23 protein-coding genes and 1 pseudogene are annotated in these 24,624 nt (G+C 61.8%); 12 read left to right on the forward strand and 12 right to left on the reverse strand.

Annotated features, from left to right (window positions below; all coding sequences use genetic code 11):
* Positions 1 to 4 precede the first annotated feature (4 nt).
* The 4 genes from DSM107133_RS21485 to DSM107133_RS21500 all read right to left on the reverse strand — a co-directional run bounded on the left by DSM107133_RS21485 (position 5) and on the right by DSM107133_RS21500 (position 4,457).
* Complete coding sequence (locus tag DSM107133_RS21485; RefSeq protein WP_047998016.1) at positions 5 to 1,603, reverse strand: carboxyl transferase domain-containing protein; 1,599 nt, start codon at positions 1,601 to 1,603, stop codon at positions 5 to 7.
* Positions 1,604 to 1,606: 3 nt separating this feature from the next.
* Positions 1,607 to 2,236 (reverse strand): TetR/AcrR family transcriptional regulator, encoded by a 630-nt coding sequence (locus DSM107133_RS21490; RefSeq protein WP_047998017.1) that lies wholly within the window; start codon positions 2,234 to 2,236, stop codon positions 1,607 to 1,609.
* A gap of 181 nt (positions 2,237 to 2,417) precedes the next feature.
* A complete protein-coding gene (locus DSM107133_RS21495; protein ID WP_047998018.1) occupies positions 2,418 to 3,248 on the reverse strand; it encodes an SDR family oxidoreductase in 831 nt (276 codons plus the stop codon).
* Between the two features lie 24 nt (positions 3,249 to 3,272).
* On the reverse strand, positions 3,273 to 4,457 hold the full coding sequence (locus DSM107133_RS21500; protein ID WP_047998019.1) for a lipid-transfer protein: 1,185 nt from the start codon (positions 4,455 to 4,457) through the stop codon (positions 3,273 to 3,275).
* 278 nt (positions 4,458 to 4,735) lie between these two features.
* On the opposite strand from DSM107133_RS21500, the gene DSM107133_RS21505 reads away from it, so the two are divergent.
* The gene (locus DSM107133_RS21505; RefSeq protein ID WP_047998020.1) at positions 4,736 to 5,347 is read left to right on the forward strand and encodes a transferase hexapeptide repeat family protein; all 612 of its coding nucleotides are present in this window, start codon (positions 4,736 to 4,738) and stop codon (positions 5,345 to 5,347) included.
* 118 nt (positions 5,348 to 5,465) lie between these two features.
* Here DSM107133_RS21505 and DSM107133_RS21510 read toward each other — a convergent pair whose 3' ends face one another.
* Genes DSM107133_RS21510 through DSM107133_RS21530 form a run of 5 tightly spaced genes read right to left on the reverse strand, consistent with a single transcriptional unit; the run spans position 5,466 to position 11,624 of the window.
* Positions 5,466 to 7,073: a carboxyl transferase domain-containing protein gene (locus DSM107133_RS21510; protein WP_047998021.1), complete on the reverse strand. Its 1,608-nt coding sequence runs from the start codon at positions 7,071 to 7,073 to the stop codon at positions 5,466 to 5,468.
* A 2-nt stretch (positions 7,074 to 7,075) separates the two neighbouring features.
* Entirely contained in the window at positions 7,076 to 7,579 is a 504-nt protein-coding gene (locus tag DSM107133_RS21515) for a biotin/lipoyl-containing protein (RefSeq protein ID WP_231582201.1), read from the reverse strand.
* A complete protein-coding gene (locus DSM107133_RS21520; protein ID WP_047998023.1) occupies positions 7,579 to 9,048 on the reverse strand; it encodes a biotin carboxylase N-terminal domain-containing protein in 1,470 nt (489 codons plus the stop codon). Before DSM107133_RS21520 ends, DSM107133_RS21515 begins: the two co-directional genes overlap by 1 nt.
* Positions 9,045 to 10,859: an acyclic terpene utilization AtuA family protein gene (locus DSM107133_RS21525; RefSeq protein WP_047998024.1), complete on the reverse strand. Its 1,815-nt coding sequence runs from the start codon at positions 10,857 to 10,859 to the stop codon at positions 9,045 to 9,047. Before DSM107133_RS21525 ends, DSM107133_RS21520 begins: the two co-directional genes overlap by 4 nt.
* Before the next feature lie 21 nt (positions 10,860 to 10,880).
* On the reverse strand, positions 10,881 to 11,624 hold the full coding sequence (locus DSM107133_RS21530) for an enoyl-CoA hydratase-related protein (RefSeq protein WP_240310597.1): 744 nt from the start codon (positions 11,622 to 11,624) through the stop codon (positions 10,881 to 10,883).
* A gap of 178 nt (positions 11,625 to 11,802) precedes the next feature.
* Between DSM107133_RS21530 and DSM107133_RS21535 the strand changes: the two genes are divergently transcribed.
* From DSM107133_RS21535 to DSM107133_RS21560, 6 genes are read left to right on the forward strand one after another with little or no spacing between them, the layout of a single operon-like run.
* The gene (locus DSM107133_RS21535) at positions 11,803 to 13,017 is read left to right on the forward strand and encodes an acyl-CoA dehydrogenase family protein (RefSeq protein ID WP_047998026.1); all 1,215 of its coding nucleotides are present in this window, start codon (positions 11,803 to 11,805) and stop codon (positions 13,015 to 13,017) included.
* Between the two features lie 13 nt (positions 13,018 to 13,030).
* A complete protein-coding gene (locus DSM107133_RS21540) occupies positions 13,031 to 14,230 on the forward strand; it encodes an acyl-CoA dehydrogenase family protein (protein WP_047998027.1) in 1,200 nt (399 codons plus the stop codon).
* An 11-nt stretch (positions 14,231 to 14,241) separates the two neighbouring features.
* Positions 14,242 to 15,096 carry an SDR family oxidoreductase gene (locus DSM107133_RS21545; protein WP_047998028.1) on the forward strand — a complete coding sequence of 285 codons (855 nt, stop codon included), beginning with the start codon at positions 14,242 to 14,244 and terminating at the stop codon, positions 15,094 to 15,096.
* Positions 15,089 to 15,892 carry an enoyl-CoA hydratase-related protein gene (locus DSM107133_RS21550; RefSeq protein ID WP_047998029.1) on the forward strand — a complete coding sequence of 268 codons (804 nt, stop codon included), beginning with the start codon at positions 15,089 to 15,091 and terminating at the stop codon, positions 15,890 to 15,892. The genes DSM107133_RS21545 and DSM107133_RS21550 overlap by 8 nt, the downstream gene beginning before the upstream one ends.
* An 11-nt stretch (positions 15,893 to 15,903) precedes the next feature.
* On the forward strand, positions 15,904 to 16,386 hold the full coding sequence (locus tag DSM107133_RS21555; RefSeq protein WP_047998030.1) for a PaaI family thioesterase: 483 nt from the start codon (positions 15,904 to 15,906) through the stop codon (positions 16,384 to 16,386).
* Positions 16,383 to 16,787 carry a PaaI family thioesterase gene (locus DSM107133_RS21560; RefSeq protein ID WP_231582202.1) on the forward strand — a complete coding sequence of 135 codons (405 nt, stop codon included), beginning with the start codon at positions 16,383 to 16,385 and terminating at the stop codon, positions 16,785 to 16,787. Before DSM107133_RS21555 ends, DSM107133_RS21560 begins: the two co-directional genes overlap by 4 nt.
* An 18-nt stretch (positions 16,788 to 16,805) precedes the next feature.
* Here the strand turns inward: DSM107133_RS21560 and DSM107133_RS21565 are convergent, their stop codons facing one another.
* Positions 16,806 to 18,161 (reverse strand): TetR family transcriptional regulator, encoded by a 1,356-nt coding sequence (locus tag DSM107133_RS21565; protein WP_114294392.1) that lies wholly within the window; start codon positions 18,159 to 18,161, stop codon positions 16,806 to 16,808.
* Between the two features lie 91 nt (positions 18,162 to 18,252).
* Between DSM107133_RS21565 and DSM107133_RS21570 the strand changes: the two genes are divergently transcribed.
* The 5 genes from DSM107133_RS21570 to DSM107133_RS21590 all read left to right on the forward strand — a co-directional run bounded on the left by DSM107133_RS21570 (position 18,253) and on the right by DSM107133_RS21590 (position 23,101).
* On the forward strand, positions 18,253 to 19,014 hold the full coding sequence (locus DSM107133_RS21570) for a glucose 1-dehydrogenase (protein ID WP_047998031.1): 762 nt from the start codon (positions 18,253 to 18,255) through the stop codon (positions 19,012 to 19,014).
* Positions 19,015 to 19,126: 112 nt separating this feature from the next.
* The gene (locus tag DSM107133_RS21575) at positions 19,127 to 21,064 is read left to right on the forward strand and encodes an AMP-binding protein (protein WP_047998032.1); all 1,938 of its coding nucleotides are present in this window, start codon (positions 19,127 to 19,129) and stop codon (positions 21,062 to 21,064) included.
* Entirely contained in the window at positions 21,061 to 21,915 is an 855-nt protein-coding gene (locus DSM107133_RS21580) for an SDR family oxidoreductase (RefSeq protein WP_047998033.1), read from the forward strand. Before DSM107133_RS21575 ends, DSM107133_RS21580 begins: the two co-directional genes overlap by 4 nt.
* Complete coding sequence (locus DSM107133_RS21585; RefSeq protein WP_047998034.1) at positions 21,899 to 22,624, forward strand: helix-turn-helix domain-containing protein; 726 nt, start codon at positions 21,899 to 21,901, stop codon at positions 22,622 to 22,624. The genes DSM107133_RS21580 and DSM107133_RS21585 overlap by 17 nt, the downstream gene beginning before the upstream one ends.
* Positions 22,625 to 22,645: 21 nt before the next feature.
* Complete coding sequence (locus DSM107133_RS21590) at positions 22,646 to 23,101, forward strand: PaaI family thioesterase (RefSeq protein ID WP_047998035.1); 456 nt, start codon at positions 22,646 to 22,648, stop codon at positions 23,099 to 23,101.
* Positions 23,102 to 23,128: 27 nt separating this feature from the next.
* Here DSM107133_RS21590 and DSM107133_RS21595 read toward each other — a convergent pair whose 3' ends face one another.
* The gene (locus tag DSM107133_RS21595) at positions 23,129 to 23,584 is read right to left on the reverse strand and encodes a fatty acid--CoA ligase family protein (RefSeq protein WP_338031156.1); all 456 of its coding nucleotides are present in this window, start codon (positions 23,582 to 23,584) and stop codon (positions 23,129 to 23,131) included.
* Positions 23,585 to 23,605: 21 nt separating this feature from the next.
* Positions 23,606 to 24,608 (reverse strand): annotated as a pseudogene (locus DSM107133_RS21600) (AMP-binding protein); the annotation flags it as partial.
* Positions 24,609 to 24,624 lie beyond the last annotated feature (16 nt).

Raw genomic sequence — 24,624 nt, forward strand, 5'->3', positions numbered from 1 at the left:
GGCCTCACATTCTGAAGACGGGCGTGTGGCGCCCTTTCTCGGGCACCGACGAGACAATGGCCAGACACAGGCCCAGAATATCGCGGGTCTGTCCGGGCTCGATCAACCCGTCATCCCAGAGCCGCGACGTGGCGTAATACGGATCGGACTGTTCGCCATATTGGGCACGCACCTGCGCCTCGATCTGCGCAAGATCGGTCTCCATCCTTTCAGGCTCGCCGCCTTTCTGGCGGCGCAGCTCCTGCATCACGTTGGTCGCGATGTCCGCGGACATGGTGGCCAACTCCGCCATCGGCCAGGCAAAGAGGAAATTCGGTGCAAATCCGCGTCCGCACATGCCGTAATTGCCCGCTCCATAGGATCCGCCAAGCAGGACTGACAATCGCGGCACCTTGGCAACCGACATGGCATAGACAAGCTTGGCGCTGTTCTTGGCGATGCCGCCGCGCTCCGCCTCGGTCCCGACCATGAAACCCGCGATGTTGTGCAAGAACAGTAGCGGGATATTGCGCTGGTCGCACATCGAGACGAACTGCGCCCCCTTCAGCGAACTGTCCGACATCAGCGCGCCGTTGTTGGCCAGGATACCGACCCGATAGCCGTGGATCCGCCCGGTGCCGCAAACCAACGTCTCACCCCAGCCGGGCTTGAATTCGCGGAACTCGCCCGCGTCGATCATGCGCAGCAGAACCTCGCGCATGTCGTAGGGCTGCTTGCGGTCGGCGCTGATGATGCCGAGCAATTCTGACGGATCATGCGCGGGCGGCGCGGGGGCTGCGTCGGGCGGCATCGGGCGCGACTGGCCCAACTCGGCCACGATGTCGCGCATCAGCGCCAGCGCATGGTATTCGTCCTCGGCCAGATGGTCGGACACGCCCGAGACGCGCGAATGCATCTCAGCACCACCCAGCGTTTCGCCATCGGCCACTTCGTTGATCGCCACCTTGACGATAGAGGGCCCGCCCAGATGGATGCGCGCGTTGCCGCGCACCATGATGACCTCGTCCGACAGCGCGGGAATATAGGCCCCGCCTGCCGTGCAGCCGCCGAACACGGCCGATATCTGCGGCAAGCCGCTGGCCGACATGTTGGCCTGGCGATAGAAGGAATTGCCGAAATGGCGGGCATCGGGAAAGACCCGGTCCTGCTCGGGCAGATAGGCCCCGCCGCAATCCACCAGATAAAGGCAAGGCAGCCGGGTTTCCGCCGCGATTTCCTGGGCGCGGATATGCTTTTGCACCGTCTCGTGGTAAAATGATCCGCCCTTGACCGTCGCATCATTGGCTATGATCATGCAGGGCAGGCCGTGGACGATGCCGATGCCGGTCACGATCCCCGCACCAGGCACCTCGCCGCCGTATTGCCCGTAGGCCGCGAGCGACGACAGTTCCAGAAACGCCGTGCCCGGATCCACCAGCAAGTCGATCCTCTCGCGGACCAGCAGCTTGCCGCGCTTGCGGTGGCGCTCGACCATGTCGAGGCGCCCGCCCGAGGTGGCCTCGGCAAAGCGCGCGCGCAGCGTCTCGACCCGCGCGCTTTGCGCCTGGTGATTCCGCGCATAGATCTCTGATGCGGTCAGCACTGCTGTTTCAAGGCGCGCCATGGCTCAGGTCTCCTGTCTTTCAAGTATTCCGTTGAGAAACACATCGGCATAGGTGCGTGACAGCGCCTCTGCGCTGCCGCGGTGCGGATCGAACCATTCAAGCGTGGCGTTCAGCGTACCGATCAACATCAGGCGCAGGCGGCGGATGTCCACTTCGCGTTTCAGCGCGCCGTCTGCCTGAAGCCGGGACAACAGGTTGTCCCATTCGGCCTCATAGGCCCGGCGCGTGTGCAGATTGGCATCGCGGACGGATTGCGGCACCTGCCCGAAAATGCGCACATTGGCCGAGGAATAATCGCTGACGTCCAGAAGCGCGCGCAGGTGCGCCCCGATCGCTGCCCGCAGGATCGCCTCGGCGCCGGTGCCCTCGGGCAAGGCGGAAACGGCTTGGCGCATGCTCTCATGAACGACCTGAATACCTGCATCCAGAACGCGCGCGACGATCTCGTCCTTGGAGCCAAAATGGTAATATATGCTGCCCGCCTTGATTCCAGCGGCCTCGGCGATTTTTCTGAGTGACACGGACCCATAGCCCTGTTCGCGGAAGAGCCGCGCCGCAACATCCAGCACGCCATCACGCCCGACCGCCCTCCGGGGGATCTCGTTGAGCTTGCTCGCTGAGGTATTCGCCATGGGGTCTCTTTACGGTATACTGCCTAACTAACACCTGTTAGGTAATTGGTGCCGATGAGTCAATCCTCCCGAACGCGTTGGATTGGAATTTGTGGCGAATCCCGTCCGGGCAATCGTCATACGGCCGCCGGAAATGCCGGTCGCCAGCCAAGGCTCGAATACGTGGTTTGGCTGGCGTGGGTCAGATCGTGAAGCCGCCGCCGCAAATGATGTGCTGACCCGAAATGAAGTTAGATTCGGGCGTACAGAACAAATAGACCGCGCCAGCGGCCTCTTGCGGGGTGCCGACCCGGCCCAGCGGAATCATGCGCTCCATCTGGGACAAGAGATCGGGGTTCACGCCGACCTTGATTTCGCGGTCTTCCACTTTGATTGTGCTGTCGCCCGCGGCGCTGCCTTCGGTCAGCCGCGTGCGGATCGGGCCAAAGGCCACCGCGTTGACGTTGACCTTGTAACGGCCCCATTCCTTGGCCATCGTCCGGGTGACACCCAGAACACCGGCCTTGGCGGCGGCGTAGTTGATCTGGCCGGCATTACCGCCGGTCCCCGCGATGGATGAGATATTCACCACCTTGCGGAACACTTCCTGCCCTGCAGCAGCTTCTTCTTTGGCCTTGGCGCTGATCACCGGCTGGGCGGCGCGCAGAATCCTGAAGGGCGCAGTCAGGTGAACGTCGATGATCGCCTGCCACTGTTCGTCGGTCATCTTCTGAACGACGCTGTCCCAAGTATAGCCGGCATTGTTCACGATGATGTCCAGCCCGCCAAAACTGTCCACGCCCGTCTTGATGAAACGTTCGGCGAAACCGTCTTCTGTCACGCTGCCGGCGCAGACCACGGCCTCGCCGCCAACCGCACGAATGGCCTCGGCGGTCTCATTGGCCGGGTCGGCATCCAGATCGTTGACCACCACGCGCGCCCCTTCCGAGGCCAGCTTGAGCGCGATCTCGCGACCGATACCCCGGCCCGAACCGGAAACCAGCGCAACGCGCCCGTCAAGTTTTCCAGTCATGTTTTCTCCTCCCGATTGGTGCTGTCACGCTTTTTCATAAAGCGTGGTCACACAAGCCCCGCCAAGACCCAGATTATGCTGGAGCGCCAGCCGCGCGCCTTCCACCTGCCTTGCATCTGCCTGCCCGCGCAACTGCTGAACCAGTTCGGTGCATTGCGCCAGGCCGGTCGCCCCCAGCGGATGCCCCTTGGACAACAGCCCGCCCGACGGATTGGTCACGAATTTGCCGCCATAGGTGTTGTCGCCGTCATCGACGAATTTTGCCGCATCACCGCGGCGGCAAAGCCCAAGCGCCTCGTAGGTGATCAGCTCGTTATGGGCGAAACAGTCATGCAGTTCGACCACGTCCACATCCTGAGGGCCGATGCCCGCCGCCTCATAGACCTGATCGGCGGCGCGTTTGGCCATCGAATAGCCGACGACCTCGCGCATGTCATGCGCGCCGAAGGTTTCCGGGCCGTCCGTCGTCATGGCCTGAGCGGCAATGCGCACCGAGCTGTCCAGACCGTGCTTGTCGGCGAAGGCCTTGGAGCACACGATTGCCGCAGCCGCGCCACAGGTCGGTGGGCAAGCCATCAGCTTTGTCATGACGCCGGGCCAGACGACCTGTGCCGCCATCACTTCTTCCGGCGTCACTTCCTGCCGGAACAGCGCCACCGGGTTCCTGGACGCATGCCGACTGGCTTTGGCGCGGATTTTCGCGAAGGTTTCCAGCGTAGTTCCGAACTCTTCCATATGCGCTTTGCCCGCGCCGCCGAAATAGCGCAGCGCCAGCGGAATCTCCGTGTTGCCCACCAGCACGTCGGTCTCGGCGTCGAAGGACGTGAAGGGGCTGACCCGATCGTGGAACATCGCGACGATTGCGCCAGGCTGCATCTGCTCGAAGCCAAGCGCCAGAGCACATTCCACCGCACCGCTTTCAACTGCCTGACGGGCCAGGAACAGGGCCGACGAACCGGTCGAGCAGTTGTTGTTCACATTCAGAACCGGTATCCCGGTCATGCCGACGTGATACAAAGCCCGCTGGCCGCTGGTGCTGTCACCATAGACATATCCCACATAGGCCTGCTGAACCTTGTCATAATCCAGCCCCGCATCGGCAAGCGCGGCACGGGTGGCCGCAGCAGCCATCACATCATAGCTTTCGGATTTTCCTGGCTTCTGAAATGGGACCATCCCGACGCCGACGACATAGGCTTTGTCTCTCATTTCTCTCTCTCCCATGCTTGGCCCGGCCATCGTGAACGGTAAGCCATGTCAATTTCTAACACATGTTTGATTTTAGCGCTCAACCTTGATAACTGTCAACATAGCTAAACCGTGATGTAGGGAGCCTGCGTCATTTGCCAACACATGACTGATTTTCCTGACCGCGCGTTCCGCAAGCCAGCACCATTCAGGCGTTCGGGTCCCGGCATGACTGTCGATAAACGTCTGACGTCTGGTTCCGGTAACCAGTGGTACCCAACCCACCAAAAGGAGAGATAATGGCGTATTGTTACGAATTCAAAGGGTTCGTGCCCGTTGTGCCCGAGGATACATATGTCCATCCTCAGGCGGTTCTGATCGGAAATGTCATCCTGGGTCATGGATGCTATATCGGACCCGGAGCAAGCCTGCGGGGCGACTTCGGCAGGATCGTGATTGGCGACGGGGCCAATGTGCAGGACAATTGTATCATCCATTCCTTTCCCGGTCGCGACGCGATCGTTGAATCCGACGGTCATATCGGCCACGGCGCGATCCTGCACGGTTGCACAGTGGGTCGGAACGCCCTGGTCGGGATGAATGCCGTCATCATGGATGGCGTAGAGCTTGGTGCGGAATCAATCGTCGGCGCGCAGGCGTTCGTGCGGGGCGAAACGATAGTTCCACCGCGCTCGATGGTGGTCGGATCGCCGGCAAGGGTAATCCGCGACGTCACCGAGAAGGAAGTCGCTTGGAAAACACGCGGAACTGCCGAGTATCAGCAACTCGCGCGCGACTGTCTGGCCGGATTGAAGCCCGTCGAGCCGCTGAAGGCGGTAGAGACCGACAGGCCGCATATGGCCGCCTCCGACGTCGTATCCATTCAGGAGGCGCGGCAGAAGCCATCCTGACCTGTCCGGCAAACCGGACAGGTCAGGGTTCCCGCGTGCCTCAAAAGCCCCCGTTGGCATCGCCTTGACGCGGGACGGCAACTCCGTAATCCAGTGTGCCGCCCTGCCCTTCAAGCCGTCACAGCCGGAATATCCCGTAATGCGGATCGTCGATCGGCGCGTTCAGCGCAGCCGAGATCGACATGCCGAGCGCGTTGCGCGTGTCCGCCGGGTCGAGAATGCCGTCATCCCACAATTCCGAGGTCGAGGTATAGGCCTCGACATCGCGCCGGAACTTCTCCAGCACCGGGTCACGGATCGCGGCGATTTCCACTTCGGTCAGTTGCTTGCCTTCGCGTTCAAGCTGCCGGATCTTGACGTCGGCCATGGTGTTGGCGGCCTGATCCGCCCCCATTACGCCGATTTCCGCCTGCGGCCACATGAACAGCGTGCGCGCATCCCAGGCCCGCCCGCACATGCCGTAATTGCCGGCCCCGTAGGACGCATTGGCAATCACGGTGAACTTGGGCACGACCGAGCCGCCCTGCGCCATCAGCATCTTGGCGCCGTCCTTGGCGATGCCGCGTTCCTCGTATTCGCGGCCGACCATGTAGCCGGTGATGTTCTGAAAAAAGACCAGTGGCGTACGGTTCTGGTTGCATAGCTGCATGAAATGCGCCGCTTTAAGCGAGCTGTCGTTGAACAGCACCCCGTTGTTGGCGAGGATGCCCACTTTGTAGCCCCAGATGTGGGCAAAACCGCAAATCATCGTGGTTCCGTAATCCGGCTGGTATTCGTGAAACCGCGAACCGTCCACGATTCGGGCAAGAACCTCGCGCATGTCGAACTGGGTCTTCCGGTCCTTGGGGATGATCCCGTAAAGTTCCTTGGGATCGTAATAGGGCTCCTCATGCGCCGCCGTTTCGATGATGGTTTTTGGCATACGCTTCCACTGACTGACAATCTCGCGCGCCAGTGCAAAGGCGTGCTGTTCTGTGGCGGCGCGATAATCTCCCGTCCCCGAGACAGAGGTGTGCATCACCGCGCCGCCAAGTTCCTGCACGCCGACCTCTTCGCCGGTGGCCGCCTTGACCAGTGGCGGACCGCCCAGAAAGATCGCCCCGGTGCCCTCGATGATGATGTTGTAATCGCTCAGCGTCGGCACATAGGCGCCGCCCGCGGTGCAATGCCCGCCAACGATGGCAATCTGCGGGATATTGGCCTGGCTCAGCTTGACCTGGTTGCGAAACACCCGCCCGCCCAGATAGCGGTCGGGAAACACGCCGTGTTGCAGCGGCAGGAAGCCCCCGGCGCTATCGCAGATATGGACGACCGGCAAATGGTTCTCAAGCGCGACATCCAGAAGCCGCACGATCTTTTTGACGGTATGCGGATACCAGGCACCACCCTTGACGCTCGCATCGTTGGCGTGGATGGCCACCTCGCGGCCCTGCACGATGCCGATGCCCGTCACCACGGCGGCACCGGGCACGGCGCCATCATATTCGCGGCAGGCGGCCAGCGTCGAGAATTCAAGAAACGGCGTGCCCGGATCGAGCAGCAGCTTCAACCGCTCGCGCACGCCCAGTTTGTTCTGGCGTGCCAAGCGGTCGATGTCCCGTTGGGGCCGCTCGAAACGCGCCGCGTGCTGGCGAGCGTGAAACTCCTTCAGCCGTTCGGACATGGCGGCAAAATTGGCCTTGTAGTCGGCGGCATTGGTGTCGATGTGGCTTTCGATCCGGCGCATTGTCACTCCTCCTGCGGGGTCAGCTGGGCAAGGACGGCCTTTAGGCCGAAACTGTCACCCGCGGTAAAAGGCATTTCGGCAACCACACCGTCGCGCGGCGCGGTCAGGGTGGTTTCAAGCTTCATGCTTTCGATGACCAGAAGCGGCTGGCCTTCTGTAACGGTGTCTCCGGGCTTAACCGCCACCGAAACGACGACCCCCGGCATCGGCGCCAACAGTCGATCACCCCCTGCAGCGCCCTGCCTGCCGGCAAGCCGGTCGTCGGGATCGACCCTCCCAACCTCGAAGGTGCGCCCGTTCAAATGTATGAAGGTAGATTCCGACCCGACCGCCAGCCGCAACTCATGCGCCCGCCCCCCGGTCCGCAGCACATGTGCGCCCGGCGCCCCGGTCGGGTCCAGTTGGCAGGGAACTGCGCCATCTGGCATGTTCAGGACAAAGCGGCTGCCATCATGGGTTAGCCAGCATTCGGCCTCATGGCTGGCGATCATGAATATTCTGCGCATCAGTTTCTCCACCCGCCCATCTTGCGGTGCATTTCGGGTATCTGCATCACATCGGTCACCAGACGTTGATCAGACAGGGCCGCCGCCGCCATAAGCAGGGTGGATACATCCTCGCCCGGCGCGGTCAGCACATCCGCCTGTTCGGCTAGAAACCCGGTTGAAACATCGCCCGACGCAAAATCGGGATGTGCAAGGATCGCGTCCAGATAGCCGGTGTTGGTCGTCACCCCGAGGATGACGTAATTCTGCACGGCGTTCCGCGCACGGGCGATGGCCTGTGCGCGATCTGCCCCATGCACGATCAGTTTGGACAGCATCGGGTCGAAATCGGTCGTGACCTTGCCGCCGTCCCGAATGCCACTGTCCACACGGATACCCTCACCGTGGGGTTCGTCCAGCAGCAGGATATCCCCGATCGCGGGGCGGAAATCGGCCGTCGCGTCCTCGGCACAGATGCGCAGCTCAATCGAATGGCCGGTCTGCGGAATATCGGCCTGCGCCGCGCTCAGCCCCTCGCCCGCCGCGATACGCAACTGCTCGGCGACCAGATCGAAGCCCGTGACCATCTCGGTCACCGGATGTTCGACCTGAAGGCGGGTGTTCATTTCGAGAAAGTAGAAGGCCCCGTCCTGCGCATAGATGAACTCGACGGTTCCGGCACCCCGATAGTTGACGGCGCGCGCAATTCTGGCGGCGGTTTCGCAGATCTCGTCCCGTTGTTCGGGCGAAAGCGCGGGCGAGGGCGTTTCCTCGATGATCTTCTGGAACCGGCGCTGGATCGAGCATTCGCGCTCCCAGAAATGGACCACGTTGCCCTGCCCGTCGCCCATCACCTGCACCTCGATATGGCGCGGACGTTCGATATAGCGTTCGACGAAGAGACGACCGTCGCCGAAATACCGCTCGCCCTCGCGGCGCGCGGTGGCGATCTCGGTCTCCAACGTGCTGTCCTCGCGCACGATGCGCATGCCCTTGCCGCCGCCCCCCGCCGAAGGCTTGATCAGCAGCGGATAGCCCAGGGTGCGGGCGCGTTCGACAAAACTCGCCGGATCGTCATCCTCGATCGCCGAGGGGGCAACCGGAAAGCCGCGCGCCTCGACAAAGGCGCGCGCGCGGACCTTGTCGCCCATCAGGTCGATGGTCTCGGAGGTCGGGCCGACAAATGTCACACCGGCCTCTTCCAGCGCCGCGACGAAACCGGCATTCTCCGACAGAAAGCCGTAGCCGGGATGCACCGCATCCGCGCCGATCTTTCTTGCGGCCGCAACGATCTGCGGAATATCGAGATAGGCCGCTACAGGCGTCGGGCCGTCGATCATCACAACCTCATCCGCGATCAGATGGGCCGGCCCATCTTGTTCGGCGACGTGGCGCAACACAGCCGTCGCAAGGCCGCGGGCCTTGGCGGTGCGCAACACGCGCGCCGCGATTTCACCCCGATTGGCGACCAGGAGTTTTGAAATAGTCATGGTATTACCCTCTTGTTCGGGTCCGGGGTGTTCAGCCCGTCGCGCGCGGCCAGGTCGGCCGGCACGGGAATTTCGATATCCAGCAGCATCTGGGCAAACCCCTTGCCTTGCGGATCGATGCGGACCGAGGCGATGCCGCCCCCGCCCAGCGATTCGTGCAGCAGGAAATTCAGCGAATGGCTTCCCGGCAGGTCGAACCGCTCGACCTTGCCTTCGCAGACATGGGAGAAATAGTCTTTTACCACCTCTTCGCTGAGAGCCGACCGGATAAAAGGCAGGTAGTCTGGCTTGCGCGCCAGGATACCGATATTGGCGATATCCCCCTTGTCGCCCGACCGTCCCCAGGCCAGATCGACGAGGCGCACCTTGACCGCGTCCGGACCGGGCTCGCGGCTCTCTGCGGGCGGTGCGGCAGGCGGATCGAGGTGGACTGGCCTGGTGGCCACGGTGACGGGAACATCCTGGCCGTCGACCTCGACTGCGACGGGGGTGTCGGCCTTGTCCTGCAGGAACGAGAACAGGCGTACCACCGGCTGCACCTTGGGCCGCCCGGCAAAGAACCCGGTCAGCCCCTGCGCAGTCGAGATGGCCATCGGTGCGATCTCGCCGGCGAAGATGTTGAGCGCGGCGCGGTCGTCGTGCGTCACGCCGATCTTGATCACCACCTCGCGGGTCTGCGCCCGCGCGTTGGCGCCGTAAGCCGCCTCTGCCCCCAGCACTTCGACGCTGACCTGCCGGAAATCGGACAGGTTTCTTTCACGGAAGATCCGGCGGCAACGGGTAACGATGGCCTCGGCCACGCGCTTGCCCTTGGCCGGCGCGTTGATGGCCGCCAGGGTCAGGGAGGAAACCGCGCGCCAGCCATCGGCATGGGTCGCCGACACCTTGTAGCTGCCGGTACGCCCGAGACCCTTGCCGCCTTTGACCAACACCCGATCCGGCCCGACCTGGTCCAGCGTGACCTGCGACCAGTCGCAGATCACGTCGGGCAGCAGGTAGGCGCGCGGATCGCCGATTTCATAGAGCATCTGTTCACCGACCGAACCCGGCACAACCAGCCCGCCCGTCTCTGGTGTTTTGGTCATGACAAAACTGCCGTCTTCCGACACTTCGACGATGGGCATCCCCATGTCGTCCCAGCCCGGTACGTCCTGCCAGTCGGTGAAGTTGCCACCGGTCCCCTGGGGGCCGCACTCGATCAAATGGCCCGCCAACGATCCCTGGCTGAGCTTGTCCCAATCATCGTCGCCCCAGCCAAATTCATGCATCAGCGGGCCGAGCGCCACTGCGCTGTCTGCACAGCGCCCTGTGATCACGATGTCGGCTCCGGCATCCAGCGCCGCCGCGATGGGGCGGGCGCCCAGATAGGCGTTCATGCTCCAGATATCGTCTGGAAACGCGACGCCCGAGAACATCTCCGTCTGACCACCGGCGCGGATATCGTCGGCCCGCGCCGACAAATCATCGCCCAGCACAACACCGATGGACACATCTATCCCGGCCTCGGCGGCGACTTTAGCCAGCGCATCGCGGCAGCCACGCGGGTTCACACCCCCGGCATTGGCAACGACCTTCATCCCCTTGGCCTTGATTTCCGACAACCAGGGTGCCAGCGCCTTGACGAAATCCGGCGCATAACCCGCATCGGGCGACTTGGCGCGGGCTCGCGCCATCAGCGACATCGTCACCTCGGCCAGATAGTCGAACACCAGATAGTCGATCTCGCCTTTGGAGACCAGCTGACCGATCGCTTCAGGCGTATCGCCCCAGAATCCCGATGCGCATCCGATACGCAGTTTTCGATCCGACATGTGCTTCTCCTCTCCGCTTGATCAGCGGCCTGTCCATTCAGGTTTGCGTTTCGCAATGAAGGCGGCAAAGCCCTCGCGCGCATCTTCTGTCTGCGCAACTCGTGGCAACAGGGTTTCGGCAAAGCGCATCTGCTGCGCATAGGTCATGTCTTCCATCGCGTGGCAGGCGTATTTTCCCAGCCGGATCGCGGTAGGCGACTGCGCGGCAATCTGCGCGACCAACTCCGCAACCTTGTCATCCAGCCCGGCAGTATCTGTCACATGGTTGACCAGATCATAGCGCAAGGACTCCTCGGCGGTCAGAGGAACGCCGGTGATGAACATCTCCATCAATCTGCGCCGGGGCAACATGCGGATCATTGGCGGAACGATAGTCATCGGAAACAGACCCACCTTCACTTCAGGCGTTCCGATTCGGGCATGATCGACCATCACGGCCAGATCGCAGGCACAGATGATGCCCGCGCCCGCGCCCATGGCCACACCGTTGATGCGCGCGATGGTTGGCTTTCGGCAGGCTTGTATGGTTTCGAACAATTGCCCGGCGAAATGGTCCGGATAGGCCGGGTCCTGAACAAATGGGCCACCTTCGGCACCCGCCTTGATGTCGCCGCCAGCGCAGAAGGCACGCTCGCCCTCGCCGGTCAGGACGATCACCCGGCATTCCGCGTCGGCCTCGGCCGCCAGAATTGCGGCAATCAGACCCTCTGCCACTTCGCGGTTCAGGGCATTTCGACTGTCAGGGCGGCAGATCGTGATGCGCACCTCATACCCCCGCGACTGCGAACGAACGACATTCTCCACCATTTCCAAGATATCCCCCGTTTTCTGGCCGAACTTGCCTGCAACGTCAGGTCGCGAAAAGCTTGCCTTGAACTATTTTCTAACATGTGTTTGATTTTGGTCAACGCTGTAGATGACATTTTGTTCGGGAGGAAAAAGTATGACCAGTCAGAATGAACTTGCCATGGCTGATCTGGCGGCCATCAGGGCGAATTATTCGCTGACCGATGAGCAGCGCCAGATCGTTGATCATGTTGATCGGGTGTCGCGCGAGGTGCTTCACCCGCTACAGGCACGCATGGACCAAGAGGATTGGTGGCCTGACGATCTTTTCAAGCAGATGGGCGAACTTGGTCTTCTGGGGATCACGGCCCCGGAGGCTTTGGGCGGATCGGGCCAGAACGAGTTTACCCAGGCGTTGGTGTCTGAGGTGATTTCGAAGTGGAACCCCGCCGTCGGCCTGTCGCATGGTGCACATGACAACCTGTGCCTGAACAACCTGCTGCGCAACGGCTCCGAAGCGCAGGTGAAAAAATATGTGCCGGGGTTGTGTTCGGGCGATCTGGTCGGCGGGCTCGGGCTGACCGAGCCCGGCGCGGGATCCGATGCGCTTGGCTCCATGGCCACCACCGCCCGGCGCGACGGCGACGACTATGTCATCAACGGCTCGAAGATCTACATCACCAACGGTCCCATTGCCGATGTGATCCTGCTCTATGCCAAGACCGACAAATCCAAAGGCGCCAAGGGCATTTCGGCCTTCATCATCGAAACCGACAATCCCGGGTTCAAGGTGGCGCAGAAACTAGACAAGATGGGTTTTCGCGGCTCACCTACGGGCGAGCTGGTGTTCGAGGATTGCCGCGTTCCGGCATCAGCCATGTTGGGGGTCGAAAACTCTGGCGTTGCAGTGGTGATGAGCGGGCTTGATCTGGAACGCGCGATGGTCGCTTCGGTCTGCGTCGGCATGGCCGAACGTGCGCTTGAACTGGGTCTGGAATACGCGAAGATGCGCGAACAATTCGGCAAGCCGATCGCCAGCTTCCAGATGATGCAGTCGAAACTGGCCGAGATCTACACCGAGGTCGAAACCGCTCGCGCCTTCAGTTATCGTGCCCTGGCGGCCTGTGTCGGCTTGCCGAAGGGTGCTGGGGGTCGCGGCGAGATCCACAAGCTGACCGCGGCCGCCTGCCTTTACGCAGGCGAGGCCTTTAACAAGGCCGTCACCGAAGCCTGCCACATCCACGGCGGCTCGGGCTACATGCAGGACACCGAGATTAACCGGCTGTTCCGCGCCAACAAGTTGCTGGAGATCGGCGCGGGCACCAGCGAAGTGCGCAAGATCATCATCGCCGAAGAACTTTTGCGCGCCTGAGGGGGACGAGACCATGAACAAGCAACTGCGCAACGACATCAATCTGCCAACACATTTCATGACGGACGAACAGCAGGCATTGGCCGATCAGGCCGGAAAGTTCTTCTTTTCCGAGTTCCACCACCTGAACGCGGAAATGGACGACACCGACGACCTGCCGCCTTCGGTCTTTCCCAAGCTGGGAGAGATGGGCTATCTCGGCCTCAACGTACCGCCGGAATTCGGCGGCGCGGGGCTCGACTTCACCTCGGCCTGCATCATCACCGAACAGCTGTCGCGCGCCTCGGCGGCCATCGGGTTGACCCATGTCGCGCATGACAACCTGTGCGTCAACAACATCTACCGAAACGCCAATGACGATCTGCGCCGCAAGTATCTGCCCGGCCTGTGCAACGGCACGCTGGTGGGCGCGCTTGGCCTGACCGAACCGGGCGCCGGGTCGGATGCGCTCGGCTCGATGCGGACCACGGCGAAGAAGGATGGCGATGACTATATCCTGAATGGCACCAAGATATATATCACCAACGGGCCGATTGCCGACTTGGTGCTGGTCTATGCCAAGACCTCGCCCGAAAAGGGCGCCAAGGGCATTTCCGCCTTCATCGTCGAAACTGACACGCCCGGCTTCAAGGTGGCGCAGAAGCTCAACAAGATGGGTTTTCGCGGCTCGCCCACGGGTGAGCTGGTGTTCGAGGATTGCCGGGTGCCCGCGAAGAACATGGTCGGCAAGCTGGACGGCGGCGTTGCGGTGACAATGTCGGGGCTGGATCTGGAGCGCGCCATCGTCTGCTTCAATGCCCTGGGGATTGCGCAGCGGGCGCTGGATATTTCCATCGATTACGCCAAGACGCGCCAGCAGTTCGGCAAACCGATCGCCAGTTTCCAGATGGTGCAGGCGATGCTGGCCGACATGTATACCCAGATCGAGGCGGCGCGCAGCCTGTCGCTGAAGACGGCCGCCATGTGTGAGGGGCTGGAAGAGGGCGAAGGCGGGCGCGGCGAAATTCACAAGCTGACCGCTGCGGCGATCTTCAAGACCGCCGCGGCGACGTCCTTCGTGCTGGACAAGGCGGTGCAGATCCACGGGGGGTCGGGCTACATGCGTGATACCGAAGTGAACCGCCTCTACCGCACCGGACGTGTGCTGGAGGTCGGCGCGGGCACCCAGGAGGTGCGCAAGCTGATCATCGCCGGCGAACTGCTTAAAAACTGAGGGGGCAGAACATGAGCGAAGAAAAAGCACGGCGTTACGCGCCGGATCTCATGGCGGGCCAGGTGGCTCTGGTCACCGGATCCGGCTCGGGGATGGGCCGGGCAACGGCGCTGGAAATGGCCTCCTGCGGGGCCAGGCTGGCCCTATTCGCGCGCCGCGAAGGGCCGCTGGAGGAGACCGCCGAGATGATCCGCGCGGCGGGTGGCGAGGCCTTTGTCGTGCCAGGCGACACCCGTGACGCGGACAGTATCGAAATAGCGATGGGGCGCATCAAGGACCATTACGGGCGGCTTGATGTTCTGGTGAACAACGCGGGCGGCCAGTATATCGCAGCCGCGCGCGACATCACCAACAAGGGCTTCGAGGCTGTGATCCGCAACAACCTGATAGGATCGTGGCAGATGACACGCGCCGTGGCCGATCATTTCATGTATGAAAACGGCGGCTCCATCGTCTTCGTGACTGCGATTTCAGCGCGCACCGCGCTCACCGGGTTCACCCATACCGTCGCCGCGCGCGCCGGCGTGACGGGCATGATGAAGACCTTGGCCGCCGAATGGGGCGAATACGGGATCCGTCTGAACTGCGTTGCGCCGGGAACGATCAAGACAGAGGCGCTTGGCCGCTATCCCATTCCGACGGAGCGCTGGAAACAGCTCAACCGCTCGGTCCTGAACCGGATGGGCGCGGCGGAGGACATCGCCGGGACGATCATTTTCCTCGCATCCAAATTGGGGAATTTCATGACCGGCGAAGACATCTATGTAGACGGCGGGGAAACCCTGCACATGGGTCACGATGCCCGTGACATGATAAACCCTGACATGTTCGAGAAACGCGAACGAGGAGATGGAAAAAATGAGTAACCCCCCCGTCGTTCTGGAAATTTCCGACAGGATAGCCACGGTCACGCTGAACGATCCGGAACGTCGCAACCCGATCACCGGAAACGACATGATCGCCGCGCTTCTGGACGCGTTTGCAAAAGTGCAGGCCGACCCGCAGGTCAGCGTCATGATCCTGACCGGTGCCGATCCGGCCTTCTGCGCCGGCGGCGACATCAAGGAGATGAACGATCCCGACAGCATCTTTCGCAAGGAACCGCTTGCGGCGGCGCAGAGCTATGTCGATGGGGTGCAGCGGCTGCCTCTGGCGCTCTACAATCTCGACGTTCCTACCATCGCCGCGGTCAACGGCGCGGCGGTCGGCGCGGGATGCGACCTGACGATGATGTGCGACATGCGCGTCGCCTCGGACAAGGCGCGGTTCGGCGAAGTCTTTTTGAACCTCGGAATCATTCCGGGCGATGCGGGCAGCTGGTTCATGCTGCGCCGTCTGGGCCATCAGAAAGCTGCCGATCTGACCTTCTCGGGCCGCATGATCGATGCCGCCGAGGCCCTGGAAATGGGAATGGTGCTGGAGGTCGTGCCGCATGAGAAATTGATGGACCGCACCCGCGAACGCGCCGCCGTCATCGCATCGAAGCCGCCGCGCGCGGTGCGGATCGCAAAGCGTCTGATGCGCAATGCCGAACGGATGGATCTACCAGATTTCCTGAATTCCGCGGCGGCCTATCAAGCGCTCATGCATCAGACTGAAGACCACCACGAGGCGGTCGCTGCCTTTATCGAAAAACGAAAACCGAATTTCACGGGTCGCTAAAGGAAGATCACATGTCCGATATCACCAAGAGGAAGATGGAGCAGATCGCGCAGATGTGGAATGCGCGCGGCAAGGGTCTGATAAAGCATATGGCACTCCAGATCGAAGAGGTCTCGACCGAAGGCGTTCGAGTTCGGATGCCGTTCAATCCGGAGTTTTGCGTCGACGCGGATCAAACGCGGCTTCATGGTGGCATCCTGACGGCTCTGCTGGACAGTGTGTTCGGTCTTGCAAACTTTGTGGCAATCGAGGGCGTCAGCACCATGGCCACTCTTGACCTTAGGGTTGATTACCTGCGGCCCGCTCGATCGCGCGCGGACGTCATCGTTCGCGCGCATTGTTTTCGGGAAACCCGCCATATCGCCTTCAATTCGGGCAGTATCTGGTTTGATGGCCATGAGAATGCGGAAATTGCACGTGGAGTCGCATCATTCGCATTGACCCGTGGAGACTCCAGCCTGTTTGACGCGTTGGAAAAAGGAGAGCCATCGTGATCAACTTGCAAGCCGTCAATGCAAATGTATCCCGCGTGCCGTTCTTCCGTTTTCTCAACTTCGAGGTTCAGAGCGTGGACAGCTGCCACGCCGAAACCGAGATGACCTTTGTAGAACGCCACATCGGAAACCCAGTCATGGACTACTACCATGGCGGGATCATCGCGAGCTTCATGGAAGCGACCGCCGCTATCGCAGTTCATCCCGATTTCGCGGACGTTCCGGCAAAGCCGATCAATCTGACCGTCGATTACCTCCGACCTGGCGTGAAGGGATCGCTTTATGCCCGTGCTAATGTTACCCGCAAGGGCAAGCGGATGGCGAGCGTCAGCGTGATCACGTGGCAGACGGACCGGGAAAAGGCGGTTGCGGAAGGGCTGTACCACTTCCTTCTGGTTTGATCGCAATGGCTGCGCTCATCAGGCTCGCGCGACGTTCTCCCTGTCGCAGATCCCTTCAAGAAGCAGCTTGATGAGCATGCCAGAGAACTCAGACAATGAAAGATACCCCGAGCTTCCCTCCTTGTTGGGATCAAACCATTCCACCGTCCAGTTCAAGGCGCCCAACATCACCTGGCGCAGAGGGACAATCTTGATGTCAGATCTTATGGCATCGGCCTCTTGCGCTTCGCGAAGAACCCTGTCCCAGAGATGCCCATACTCATGACGAATATCCCTGTGTCTCTTCCTTAAATGATTGGGCAGCATCCCATAGCTTCTGATGTTCGCAGACGTGAATTCGCTTGCCTTGAAGAGAAAATGTAAATGCGTCCAAATCGCAGTTGCGATCCTAGCATGATGGTCGATTGGCGCATGAAATTCTTGGACTGCTGCGGTGACCCCAGATAGCAAATCGCTCAAGCCGGCGTTCAGAACCTCGTCCACTATCGCGTCTTTGGATTTGAAATGGTAATAGACGCTGCCCGCCTTCATATCCGCTTCATCCGCGATCTGTCTTAGCGTGGTCGCCTTGTACCCTTTGTCTCTAAGAACGCGCGCCGCGGCCCTCAGGATTTCGGCGCGGGTTTTTGCGGCCTTGCCGATGGTGTCTTGCTCTTCAACAGAAGCGGCTACGTCGCCCGCCTTCTGGCCGTCTACGTCAGCCCGGTGACTGGGACACATACCGTCAAGTATCAGTTTGCTCATACGTTCTGCGAGGATATGAACCGGATACTGGTCCATTTTATACCATTCGACGGTCCAGTTCATGGCGCTCAATATGAACTGCCGGATCGCCGTAACGGAAATGTCGTTTCTCAGGGTGCCATAGTCTTTGGCATCCTGCAGAAAGCTGCTCCATACCCCGGCATAGGAGGCACGCAACTCACGGTGTGGGGCGCGCGCTTCATCCGACAGCATCGGATAGTTCCGGATATTGGCGGAAGTGAAGTCGCTGTCGGTCAGAAGATAGGTCAGGTGGGTTTCGATAAGCAAAGCGAAGGTCTTGCGAAATTCTTCGGGGCGCTGCTTTGTCGCGCGGACGATTTCGCAGACCTTCTCGTAAAGCTGCCGCACACCAAGTTCGAGAACCTCGCTCAAAATCTGGTCCTTGGATTGGAAATGATAGTAGATGCTTCCGGCTTCTATCCCTGATCCATGGGCAATGTCGCGCATCGTCGTCGCGTAAAAGCCATCGTGCCGAAAAAGTCGGGCAGCCGTAGCGAGGACGTCCCCCCGCGTCCTTTCGGACTTGCTCAGGTCATCTTCGATTTTATCGACCACATCGAGTCCTCGCATCATCCGCGACCGATACTTGTCGCCCATAAGGATGTCCATTGCAATAAATCTAACAAGCGTTAGAATGTACGAAAGGACGCCTCGAATCAAGTTCTTTGCGAAGGTGTTAGCGGAAGAGGAGGACATCCATATGCGAGGATTAAATGGAAAACGTGTCATCGTGACGGGTGGCGGCAGCGGAATCGGGCGCGCGGTGTGCGAACGTTTCGGCGAAGAAGGTGCCGAGGTTGCGATCTTCGACATGAATGAAGGCGGCGCGCAGGAAACGGCCCGTCTGATCCAGAGCGGCGGAGGAAAAGCCCAAGCTTACAGGGTGGACATCACCGACCGGGCTGAGGTGGACAAGGCTGTGGCCGCGTTCGAGGCTGGTGGCCCGATCGACGTGCTGGTGAACAACGCCGGCTGGGATGTGATAAAACCGTTCCTCGACAGCGATGCGGATCTGTGGAAAAAGGTCATCGACATCAACCTTTATGGTCCGCTGAACATGCACCACGCGGTGTTGCCCGGCATGGTCAATAACGGCGGGGGCCGCGTGGTCAACATCGCCTCCGACGCCGGTCGTGTCGGGTCTTCGGGCGAAGCCGTTTATTCGGCTTGCAAGGGCGGCATCATCTCGTTCACCAAAACCGTGGCGCGGGAACTGGCGCGCAAGGGCATTCAGTTGAACGCTGTCGCCCCCGGCCCGACCGATACGCCGCTGTTTGCTCAGGTTGCCGAGGGCGAGGCCGGTCAAAAGATCGCCGAGGGTCTCAAGCGGGCGATTCCGATGAAGCGTCTGGCGCAGCCGACGGATTATCCTGGCATCATCTGCTTCCTGTCGTCCGACGACGCCGGTTTCATCACCGGCCAGGTGATCTCGGTTTCCGGCGGCTTGTCGATGCACGGTTGACCGTGGGCGGGAGTGCCTGTCACAAGGTATTGCCGTCACGCCGTGTCCAGGGTTACCTCCCCGACTGGCCGCGCCAAATGCGCGGCCCTTTTTCCTTGTAGAAAGGTGGCGGATGTTTCAGCCAGACTCTGACATTCAGCGATTAAGCACGCTGACCGCTTTTCTGAAAGACTGCGGCATTGACAGTTACGAGGATCTTGTCCGCCGCGCCACTGAGGAGCCGGATTGGTTCTGGGGCCGGATCATTGACCATGCCGGTATACGGTTCGGCAAGCCGCACACGGTGCTGCGGGATATTTCCGATGGGCCTGAATCGATCAGATGGGCTGTCGGAGCCACTCTGAATCTGACGGAAACCTGTCTCGACGCACGAATTCACGAAGGTCTTGGCGAAAAGACTGCGATTGACTGGGTCGGCGAAGACGGAAGCCGCCGCCGATGGACCTATTCCGAACTTTCCGCCGAAGTCGCCCGCGTCGCCTCGGCCCTTGACGCGCGCGGGGTGCAGCCTGGTCAGGCGGTGGGCATCTACATGCCGATGATCCCCGAAATCGAGGCTGCGCTGCTAGGTATTGCCCGGCTGGGCGCGGTCGCGGTGCCGCTGTTTTCCGGCTTTGCGCCGCATGCGATCATATCGCGCCTGAAGGATGCGGGTGCCGTGGCGGTGCTGACGGCGGATGCCTCACCCAGACGCGGCAAGCCGGTCTGGATGGAGGCGGTGCTGGCCGAAGCCCTGACCGAGGTGCCTTCCGTTCATACCGTGTTCAGCCTGCGGCGGTTCGGCGGCGCGGTGGCCGATCCGGCCCGCGATCTCGACTGGACCGAAGCTTTGGGCGCCGCCGACCCGGATTTCGCAGCGGTTGCCGTCAAGGCCGAGGACCCTTTCCTCATCGCCTATACCTCGGGCACGACAGGCCGGCCCAAGGGCGTTGTGCATACCCATCTCGGGGTGCAGGCCAAGGCAACGGCGGATATCCTGCTGTGCCTCGACATGAAACGCGATGACCGCCACCTGTGGATGACCGACATGGGCTGGGTGATGGGGCCGCTCACCCTGCTATCGGTGCTGCTGTCCGGCGCCACGCTGGTGCTGGCCGAGGGCGCGCCCTCTATCCCTGGCGATCCCTTCAGGCTGTTGCGCATTGCGTCCGAGATGCAGGTGACCCACATCGGCGTTGCCCCCACGCTGGTGCGGCAATTCATGACGCAAAGCCCCGAGCCACTTTTGGCCTATGACTTGGCACGCCTGCGCATCGTCGCCTCGACCGGCGAGCCCTGGACGGAAGAGGCCTGGCTCTGGCAACTCGACCATATCTGCCGACGCCGCGCTGTGCCGCTGAACATTTCCGGTGGAACCGAACTGTTCGGCGCGATCCTGACCTCAACTGTGCTGCACGAAATCAAGCAGGGCGGTTTTTCGGCCCAGGCCCTGGGTGTGGGCGCGCGCGTACTGCGCGAGGATGGCCACGAGGCCGCGCCGGGCGAGGTGGGCGAACTGGTCGTGACCCAGCCGCCTCTGGGGCTGACCCCGGCGATCTGGGGCGACCGCGAGCGGTATCTCGAAACCTACTGGTCCACCTATCCCGGCATCTGGCGGCACGGCGACTGGGTGCGCCGCGACCCTGACGGCACCTGGTATATCCTCGGCCGCTCGGACGACACGCTGAACATCGCCGGTAAACGCATCGGCCCGCCCGAGATCGAGGCGGCGCTGACCGGGACCGGCGAGGTGGTGGACGCCGCCGCCATCGCCGCGCCCGACGATATCAAGGGGGTGGCCGTGGTCTGTATTTGCGTCGCGGCGCCGGGGGTGTCGCCCAATGCGACGCTTGTCGAACGGCTCAAGGACCGGGTGGGCGAGGTCGTGTCGAAACCCTTCCGCCCGCGCGAGATCCATTTCGTCGAGGCATTGCCCAAGACCCGCACCATGAAGACGATGCGCCGGATCGTGCGCGCGGCCTTCCTTGGCGAGAATCCGGGCGATCTGTCGTCGATCAGCAACCCGAAAACAATCCAGCCCATTGCAGACCTGCGAAAGGATAAGACATGATCACCGTTTTCGGAGCCACCGGCACCACCGGCGCCCCCCTTGTCGACACGCTTCTGACCAAGGGCGCGACCGTGCGCGCTGTCACCAGCAACCCCGCAAGTCTGGACGCTCTGAAGGCCAAGGGATGCGAGGCCGTCGTCGCGAGTTTCACCGATCCCGCCGCGCTGGCGCGGGCCTGTAACGGGGCAGAAAAGATATACCTGGTCACGCCTGCCCATCTGGACATGCGCCAGTGGAAGGCGAACGTGATCGAGGCCGCCAAGGCCGCGGGCGTGCGCCATGTCGTTCTGGCCACCGGGCTGGGTGCGTCGCCCAAGGCGGGGCTGACTTTTGGAAAGTGGCACTCCGAAACCCAGGAGCTGCTGAAGCAGAGCGGGCTTGACTGGACGTTCGTCCAGCCGACCTATTTCATGCAGAACCTGTTCTGGCAGACCAGCAACATTGGCAAGAACGGGGTGTACCACGATGATCTGGGCGGCCCTGTAGCCTGGATCCACGCCCGCGACATCGCGGATGTCGCCGCCGAGACACTGACCGCCCCGGGATTTGAGGGCAAGGGTCTTGGGCTGACCGGCCCCGAAGCGCTAACCGGCGATGACATCGCAGCCCTTTTGTCCGAAGTGACAGGGCGAAATGTCACCTGTGCCCCCCTGTCGGCCGAGGATGCGAAAGCGGCCATGGTGGCTGGCGGGATGCAGGATGAGGTCGCCGGAGCCATGGTCGAACTGGCCTCCATAGCGCCCAAGGGCTACCTTGCCGGCATCGAGACAACGGTCAGCGACGTGTTGGGCCGCCCGGCCCGTCGATTTACCGATTTCATCGCTGAGAACCGGGATGCGTTCGTCCAGTGACCTGGCGGCGGCGCCGCTTTATCTTGAAATGGCGCCGCCCCTGAACGCAGCGTCCCAGATCAACCATCTTTTTGTGTTCCGCGATATGGGTGTACTGAGCGGACGTGGAAGCGGGCGGTTCGCGACCGACCTCTTTACCCTTTCGATAACGTGCGACGACAGCGGCGGGGCGCGCGGATCGATGGCACCACCGCGCCCGGGTTTCACGCCCCGCCTAATGCCATTCCATGGTGTCGTGGCCGGGCTACGGCTGTCGTCAAGACCGGAGCGTTTGCCCGAGGCCGAGGAACTGAAACCGTTGGCTTCAGCTCTGGCGCGCGTTCAGCAGAGCGACGAGGCGCTGCCGTTGTTGGTCACTATGCTCGACGAACTTGCAAAGTGTCTGCGTTTTGCCGCGTCACCCGGGCTGTGCAGTGCCCGGACGGAACGACGTAAGGTCCGAGAGGAAACCAGCGTGTCACGACGGCGACTCGCTGCCTCACGGCGCTTTCGGAGGTTGCTTGGACAACTCGCGACGCAGACCGTGTCCCTGACAGATCTGGCGCTGGATGCCGGATATTACGATCAACCTCATATGTCCGCCGCCTGCCGTGCCTTTGCAGGAAAACCACCCCGCGCACTTCGCTTACAGGCGGCACAGTGCGGTTTTGGCCGTTCGCTACAAGATGCGCGCCTCAAGGATCGGCTAATCTTGGTCATCAATGAATGAAATTCAGGAGGGCAGCACGCCATGACGCCATTCGAACCGAAAAATCCTGCCTATGACGCACGCGTACGCGACAGTTTCAATCGACAGAATGTGATGCGCACGCTTGGGATCAGGATTGCCGATCTTACCCCCGGACATATCGTCCTAGAGATGGCCCACAGTGCTGATTTCACCCAACAGCATGGGTTTCTGCATGCCGGAGTCGTTTCGACCGCGCTCGACAGTGCGTGCGGCTATGCCGGTTTTTCGCTGATGCCCGCCGATGCCGCGGTGTTGACGGTGGAATTCAAGATCAACCTGCTCAACCCGGCGGACGGCGAACGGTTTCGCTTCGTTGCCGACGTGGTGAAACCGGGAAGGAACCTGACCATCTGCGAGGCACGCGCCTATGCCACCAAGGGAGGACAGGAAAAGCTGGTCGCGACGATGACCGCGACGCTGATGGCGCTGGTGGGGCGGACGGGCGTGGCGGGGTGACGACCGGGGCCGGGCACCGGGCGAGGGTCAGACCTTCAACCGGGCTTCGAGGACATGCCGCTGGACCTTTCCGCTGGTCGATCTGGGGAAATCGTCGAATGCGATGAAATGCAGCTCGCGCGGGCGTTTGTAGCCTGCCAGACTTTCGCGGCACAAATTCATCAGCGCATCCGCATCCGGTCGGTCATTGCCGCAGGCGACAAAGGCCACCGGGGCTTCGCCCCATTTCGCGTCGAACGCCCGCACCACCGCCGCTTCGACAACAGACGGATGCGCCAGAAGCACGCGCTCGATTTCCGCCGGATAGACGTTCTCGCCGCCGGTCTTGATCAGGTATTTAACCCTGTCCACAAAGTCGATCGTGCCATCGGGATTGCGCCGGAACAGATCGCCCATGTGGAAGAACCCGTTGCGAAAGTCTCGGGCATTGGTGGCGTTGGCGTTCCAGTAGCCAGAGAACAGCGTCGGGCCGCGCATCGCCATTTCACCGGGCGTTCCGTCGGGAACGTCGCGGTCTTCAGGGTCAACCAGCCGGACCTCGCAGAATGCGCTGATCCGTTTGGACAGTTTTTCGGGTATGACACCGGGCGCGATCAGACCCGCGGTGCCAGGCGGCAAGCCGGTTTCGGTCGCCCCGAAGGAATTCAGGAAGGGCGTGTCCAGAAGGCTGGTCAACTCCGCGATCTGATGTGGAGGCACCAGATCAGCCATCGCGCCGCAGACCTTGATCCCTTTCACCGGCAGCGGGTTGGCGCGCCGCTCGGCGATGAAGGCATCCAACGCGCCCGGCATCATCACGAACCAGCCGATCCTGTGGCGTGACAGCGCCTCATTGATGACGGCAGGTTGCAACCCGTCCACCATCACCACCGTGCCGCCGCGCAAGATCGTCGCCAGCGCATGATCGGTGGACGCCATGTGAAACATGGGCGCCCAGGCGATGAAGCCGTCGCCGGGATCGAGCGCCAGTTGCGCCGCGAAGACCATGGATCTAGCGATATGGGCGCGGTGGCTGATCAGCGCCCCCTTGGGTCGGCCTGTCGTCCCCGATGTGTAAAGGATCGTCAGCCCGGCCTCGGGATCCTCCACCAGGGTTCCGGTGCGCGGATCTGGTTTGGCCCCAGCGATGGCCGCGTCCAGATCCGGCCCGATCTCCATGCATCGGGTAGCGGAGACCGCATGATACGCGCCGCGCAGGCCGGGTTCGACCAGCGCCAGAACCGGCTCGACCAGGTCGATGCAATGCCGCAGTTCATCCGGCGCAAGCGGCCAGTTCGGTTTCAAGATATTCCGCCCGGTTGTGGGACAGGATCGCGATCCTGTCTCCGGGCGTGACGCCTCTCGCCAGAAAGACGGCGGCCAGACGATCAACCCGCTCCAGCAACTCGGCGTAGGTCTGCCGTTTGCGACCGTCCTCGACGGCAAGAACCCTGGCACTGTCCTGCGCGCGGCTTCGAAAGATCGAGTACAGATCGGTGCGTCCTGCGCGAAAAACCTCTGGCTGCATCGCATCCTCCCCTCAT

It is taken from the genome of Pseudosulfitobacter sp. DSM 107133 (genome assembly GCF_022788695.1).
Taxonomy (GTDB): Bacteria; Pseudomonadota; Alphaproteobacteria; order Rhodobacterales; family Rhodobacteraceae; genus Pseudosulfitobacter.

Excerpts from the sequence above, each read along its gene's own strand:
- DSM107133_RS21485 (WP_047998016.1), bottom strand. The coding sequence starts at position 1,603 with ATGGCGCGCCTTGAAACAGCAGTGCTGACCGCATCAGAGATCTATGCG.
- DSM107133_RS21490 (WP_047998017.1), bottom strand. The coding sequence starts at position 2,236 with ATGGCGAATACCTCAGCGAGCAAGCTCAACGAGATCCCCCGGAGGGCG.
- DSM107133_RS21495 (WP_047998018.1), bottom strand. The coding sequence starts at position 3,248 with ATGACTGGAAAACTTGACGGGCGCGTTGCGCTGGTTTCCGGTTCGGGC.
- DSM107133_RS21500 (WP_047998019.1), bottom strand. The coding sequence starts at position 4,457 with ATGAGAGACAAAGCCTATGTCGTCGGCGTCGGGATGGTCCCATTTCAG.
- DSM107133_RS21505 (WP_047998020.1), top strand. The coding sequence starts at position 4,736 with ATGGCGTATTGTTACGAATTCAAAGGGTTCGTGCCCGTTGTGCCCGAG.
- DSM107133_RS21510 (WP_047998021.1), bottom strand. The coding sequence starts at position 7,073 with ATGCGCCGGATCGAAAGCCACATCGACACCAATGCCGCCGACTACAAG.
- DSM107133_RS21515 (WP_231582201.1), bottom strand. The coding sequence starts at position 7,579 with ATGCGCAGAATATTCATGATCGCCAGCCATGAGGCCGAATGCTGGCTA.
- DSM107133_RS21520 (WP_047998023.1), bottom strand. The coding sequence starts at position 9,048 with ATGACTATTTCAAAACTCCTGGTCGCCAATCGGGGTGAAATCGCGGCG.
- DSM107133_RS21525 (WP_047998024.1), bottom strand. The coding sequence starts at position 10,859 with ATGTCGGATCGAAAACTGCGTATCGGATGCGCATCGGGATTCTGGGGC.
- DSM107133_RS21535 (WP_047998026.1), top strand. The coding sequence starts at position 11,803 with ATGACCAGTCAGAATGAACTTGCCATGGCTGATCTGGCGGCCATCAGG.
- DSM107133_RS21540 (WP_047998027.1), top strand. The coding sequence starts at position 13,031 with ATGAACAAGCAACTGCGCAACGACATCAATCTGCCAACACATTTCATG.
- DSM107133_RS21545 (WP_047998028.1), top strand. The coding sequence starts at position 14,242 with ATGAGCGAAGAAAAAGCACGGCGTTACGCGCCGGATCTCATGGCGGGC.
- DSM107133_RS21550 (WP_047998029.1), top strand. The coding sequence starts at position 15,089 with ATGAGTAACCCCCCCGTCGTTCTGGAAATTTCCGACAGGATAGCCACG.
- DSM107133_RS21555 (WP_047998030.1), top strand. The coding sequence starts at position 15,904 with ATGTCCGATATCACCAAGAGGAAGATGGAGCAGATCGCGCAGATGTGG.
- DSM107133_RS21565 (WP_114294392.1), bottom strand. The coding sequence starts at position 18,161 with ATGGACATCCTTATGGGCGACAAGTATCGGTCGCGGATGATGCGAGGA.
- DSM107133_RS21570 (WP_047998031.1), top strand. The coding sequence starts at position 18,253 with ATGCGAGGATTAAATGGAAAACGTGTCATCGTGACGGGTGGCGGCAGC.
- DSM107133_RS21575 (WP_047998032.1), top strand. The coding sequence starts at position 19,127 with ATGTTTCAGCCAGACTCTGACATTCAGCGATTAAGCACGCTGACCGCT.
- DSM107133_RS21580 (WP_047998033.1), top strand. The coding sequence starts at position 21,061 with ATGATCACCGTTTTCGGAGCCACCGGCACCACCGGCGCCCCCCTTGTC.
- DSM107133_RS21585 (WP_047998034.1), top strand. The coding sequence starts at position 21,899 with ATGCGTTCGTCCAGTGACCTGGCGGCGGCGCCGCTTTATCTTGAAATG.
- DSM107133_RS21590 (WP_047998035.1), top strand. The coding sequence starts at position 22,646 with ATGACGCCATTCGAACCGAAAAATCCTGCCTATGACGCACGCGTACGC.
- DSM107133_RS21595 (WP_338031156.1), bottom strand. The coding sequence starts at position 23,584 with ATGGCGATGCGCGGCCCGACGCTGTTCTCTGGCTACTGGAACGCCAAC.